This is a genomic window from Streptomyces pathocidini, assembly GCF_001418495.1.
GTDB classification, from domain to species: domain Bacteria; phylum Actinomycetota; class Actinomycetes; order Streptomycetales; family Streptomycetaceae; genus Streptomyces; species Streptomyces pathocidini.
This window is the reverse complement of the sequence record NZ_LIQY01000611.1, coordinates 1-4,519: the sequence shown is the minus strand read 5'-3', so window position 1 is coordinate 4,519 and position 4,519 is coordinate 1. Positions and strand designations below refer to the sequence as shown.

Here is a 4,519-nt window from a genome sequence, read left to right as displayed (position 1 = left end):
CCATCACCCCCGCCGACGTCCTCCCCCTCCTCGGCGCCCTCGTCGACAAGTCCCTCGTCGAGGTGGACCACACCCCCGCTGGCGACACTCGCTACCGCATGCTCGAGACCATCCACGAGTACGCCACCGAGCGCGCCGACGCCCACCCTGCCGACAGGGACACCACCGTCCGCCGGCACACCGCGTACGTCCTCGCCTTCGTCCGGGAGGCCGCGCCGCGCCTGCGGTCCGCCGACCAACTCCCCTGGCTGCGGTGCGTGGAGACCGAGTTGGACAACATCCGAGCCGCCCTCCACCACACCATCGCGGCCGGCGACGAGGGCACGGCCCTGGAACTCGTACGCGCCATGGGCTGGTTCTGGTGGCTGCGCAACTACCGCGACGAGGGCGCCGCCTGGGTGGACCGGGTCACCGCCTTCGGCCCGATCCCCGACGACGAGGGCCACCCGCACTACTGGCACCGCGTGGACCTGCGGATGCTGCACTCCTTCCTCCGCGCCGACCAGCTGACAGCGGAGGAGGTGCGGTCCCCCGAGGGCATCGCGGGCGCGCTGCGCATTCTGGAGGCGTACGACCGCCCGGGCCCCGCCCCGGCGCACTTCCCCGGCCTGGTCTGGCCGATCCTGGCCTACTTCGCCGAAGGACTCGAGGGTGTCGTCCCGCGCCTCGACCGTGCCGTTGCCAACTGCCGTGCGTACGGCGGTGACTGGGAGGTCTGCGCCGCGCTGATGTTCCGCACGTACATCCTGATGGACACCCCTGGCGGCATCGCGAGAGCCGACGCCGCACGGCCGGAGCTGCGCGAGCTCAGCCGCCGGGTCGGGGACCGCTGGCTGCTGGCCCAACTCGAGGGCGCCCACGGCGAGGTCACGCTGATGCGCGGCGGCTTCCAGGAGGCGCGGGCAGCCTTCGAGGAGGCGCTCCGGCTCTGCGACGAGCTCGGCGCCTCCAACGAGCGGCCCTTCCTCCTGCTGCGCCTCGCCCAGGTCGCGTACGAGGAGGGTGACGACGAGGCCGCCCGGGAACTCTCGCGGCACGCGCGCGAGGAGGGGGAGCGGTACGGCGTACGGGACACGCAGGCCTTCGGGCTCTTCCTGCTGGCGCTGATCGCACTCCGGCGCGAAGACGTGACGGGAGCACGGGAGTTGTGCGCGCAGGCGCGCGCGGCCGCCGAGAACGCGACCCCGCCCGCCCAGCTCCGCGTCGCGCTCACCGGCCTTGCGGCCCGTATCGAGGGGGAGGGCGTCGAGCGGGACACCCCGGAAGGCCGGCGGGCGCTGCGGGAGTCCCTGCGCGGGCTCACCTTGGCGCTGCGCCAGGGCCTGGCGGCCCACAGTGCCGGACTGCTGCTGGCCGTGCAGGTGCAGTGGGCGGCCGGCCCGCTGGCCGCGTTGGGTCACCACGAGGCGGCGGCACGCCTCCTGGGAGCTGCCGACGCCTGGCGCGAGTCCCTGCCGCGCAACGTTCCCGAACGAGAGCACGTGGCACGGCTGTCGGCGCGGGCGGGCGCGGCGCTGGGCCCGGGCGCGTACGAGCGCTCGCGCGCCGAGGGCCGCGCCCTCACCCCCGAACAGGCCCTCGCCCTCCTGGAGAGCTACTCCTCGCAGGTGAACTGAGCCTGCGCCCAGTCGGCCAGCCCCACACTGCCGAGCTCGCCGGCCGGCTCGACCACCAGCCGGATCGAGGTCAGACCGGGGGACAGCGGCACGTGCACCGGAACCGCCGCGTCACCACCGTGCACCACGCCCGACTGCCACAGCCGCGTCCCGCCCCCGAAGACGGAGAACCGGACCGAACCGAGCCCCAGGGACAGGTCGTCCACCCCGGCCATCGCGTCGTACGCGGTGCAGGTCTTGTTGAGGTCCACCAGAAGGGAGGAGTTGGAGCCGGTCGTCACGCCCGGCGCGTACTGGGCGCCGTCGATCGTGACGCTGTCGCGCTTCCACATCCAGTCGCTGTCGCTCTGCCGGACCTCGGGCTCCGAGCCGTCCCCCGTGGAGTCGTAGTTCAACTCGCCGAGCCGGTACGTGGTCATGGGCGGTGGGGGAGGCGGCGCCGGCGCGGACGGGGTCAGCTCCGGGCTCTTCGAGGCCGTCGGGGTCGGCGAGGGCTCCGGTGACTTCGACGGGGACGCGGACGGGCTGGGCTCCGCGGGCGAGGACTGCGACGAGGAGGACTCGGGGGACGGCTCCGCGGCCGTCTTCCCGGGCGTGGGGCTCTCCTTGGGCGCCGGCTCCTGCGGCGCGGCGTGCGACACCGGGGGCCTCGCCTTCGCCGCGTCCTTCACCTCGCCGTTCCCGGCCGTCACCGCGAACACGGTGGCCGCGGCGGCGACCACAACCGCCGCCGCGAGGCCGGCCTTCGCGGGCAAGCCGAGCCCTTCGGAGGCCGCGGCGCCCGCGCCGCCGCTCCCGGAACCCGCTCCCGCGCCCGATCCGGACGCCGCCGCGGCGGCACCTGAGCCGGCGGCGGCACCGATGGCGCCGGCGCCCACCATGACGCCCGCACCCTTGAAGGCCCAGCCGGCGGCGAACCAGCCGATGACCGCGATCGGCAGCAGCGCGCGCAGCCCGGCGTTGACGTCCTTGACCTCCATCGCGGCCGTGCTGCACCGCGCGCAGGTCTCCAGGTGCTTGCGCAGGCCGCGCTCGGCCCGCACCCGCAGCCCGCCGCGGGCGTACGCGCCGAGGCGGTCGGCGTACTGCGCGCAGTCCCCGCCCGCGGTCAGCGAGGTGCTCACGTGCGCCTGCAGATAGGCCTGCTTGAGGCCCTCGCGGGCGCGGTGTGCCAGTACCGCCGTGGCGTTCGCGCTCAGCCCGAGCAGCGGGGCCACGTCGCTGGGCGACTCCTCCTCGACCGTGGTGTGCCACAGCACGGTCTGCCAGCGCTCGGGCAGGCTGCGGAACGCCTGGACGGCGAGCGACTGCTCGGCCTCGTGCATGGCCCGCACGTCGGCGCCCAGGTCGAGGGTGTCCTCGCCGGAGGCGGACACGCCGGCGGCGGAGGTGGCGAACAGCGCGAAGTCCTCCACGAGCTGCTCGCGCTTCGCGGACTTCGTCCACGCCGCGGCCACCCGCCGCACCGTGGTCAGCAGATAGGCGCGCACCGCCGTGTCCGGGCCCGCCCCGCCGCGTACGGCCTGGAGGGTGCGGGCGAACACCTCGGCGGTCAGGTCGTCCGCGGTGTGGGCGTCGCGGCAGCAGGTGCGGGCGTAGCGGCGCACCGATTCGGCATGGCGCCGGTACAGCTCCTCGTACGCGCTGTCGTCCCCGCCGCGCATGCGGCCGATCAAGTCGGCGTCGGACGGCGGCAGTTCCGCCACCGTCGCACCGGCGAGAGCCCCGCCGTCCCGCTGCTGCGGCACGCTGGGCTCGCGGTCGATGCCCAACTCGCCGCCGCCACCGAGTGGCTCGTCACGCCTGTCAGCGCCCATAGCCGAGGCCCCCGTACCCGCAGTTACGCTCGAACACCCGGGCAAGCCTGCCACACACTCGCCCGTGGCTCACACGTCAAGGTGACCAACCACACGTCCGAGGTGACTTCGTACGAACGCCCAACCCTGGGCGTTCAATCGGGCATATAGGGCGGAAGTGTTGGTGCTCGCGGTGCCGCGCACCCGCGCGGGCGGAAGCCGGCTCTCACCCCGCGGGGCGCGACCGCAGCCCCTCCAGCAGGATGTCCAGCAGCCGCGCGGAAGCCGCCTGCTGGTGCGCCGCGTTCGGCAGCGACGGCGCGGCAGTGGCTATCACCAGCAGCACATCCGCGACGGTCACGTCCGCGCGCAACTCGCCCGCCGACCGCGCCCGCTCCACCAGCTGCCCGACCACGCCCAGCAGCTCGGCGACGCCCGCGCCCCCCTCCGGCACCGCGTCAAGGGAACCCGAACCGTTGAATGCCAGGCCGTTGGGCGGCACGACGCCCGGGCCGTCGGCCCCCGCGGACCGCTGCTGCGGCACGCGCGCGTCGGAGCCCGCCACGGACGCGCCGCTCACGGGGTCCGCGACCCCCACCCGCAGCACCTGGGGAGGCAGCAGCCGCCCCGCGCCCGAGGCCGCCGAGGTGCGCAGGAACCAGGAGAGGGCCGCCCACGGCTCCTCCTCCTGCCGCAGCGCCAGCCGCGCCTGGTCCGTCAGCCGGGCCGTCTCCTCCTCGGCAATCCGCCGGACCAGCACGTCCTTGCTCGGGAACCGCCGGTAGACCGTCCCCACACCGACCCGCGCCCGCCGCGCCACGTCCTCCATCGGCGCGCCGTAGCCCACCTCACCGAAGACCTCGCGCGCCGCCCGCAGTACGTGCTCCAGGTTGCGCTGTGCATCCACTCGTAGTGATGCCGCGTCCTGCGTGTGCATATACGTCACCGTTTCCCCCGGTCATGACGTCTCCCCCCGGAGACCCCCCGCCCTGACTGCGGGGTGCGACCTCGGCACCCCGTTGGGTAACGAACATAGTTGAGCCCAGGTCATCAGAGAAGAGGGGGACCGGCCCGGTGCCGCCCCCCGATCGGGCTACGGCCCCACCC

2 protein-coding genes and 1 pseudogene are annotated in these 4,519 nt (G+C 74.6%); 1 reads left to right on the top strand and 2 read right to left on the bottom strand.

Going from position 1 to position 4,519, the window contains the following annotated elements; translation table 11 throughout:
• Window positions 1-1,616: pseudogene (locus tag AOK16_RS23500) on the top strand (hypothetical protein); the annotation flags it as partial.
• On the opposite strand, the gene AOK16_RS23495 reads toward AOK16_RS23500, so the two are convergent.
• Window positions 1,595-3,433 carry a sigma-70 family RNA polymerase sigma factor gene (locus AOK16_RS23495; RefSeq protein ID WP_079101699.1) on the bottom strand — a complete coding sequence of 613 codons (1,839 nt, stop codon included), beginning with the start codon at window positions 3,431-3,433 and terminating at the stop codon, window positions 1,595-1,597. The pseudogene AOK16_RS23500 and the gene AOK16_RS23495 sit on opposite strands and share 22 nt — an antisense overlap.
• 205 nt (window positions 3,434-3,638) lie before the next feature.
• Entirely contained in the window at window positions 3,639-4,349 is a 711-nt protein-coding gene (locus AOK16_RS23490) for a TetR/AcrR family transcriptional regulator (protein ID WP_055474139.1), read from the bottom strand.
• Window positions 4,350-4,519 lie beyond the last annotated feature (170 nt).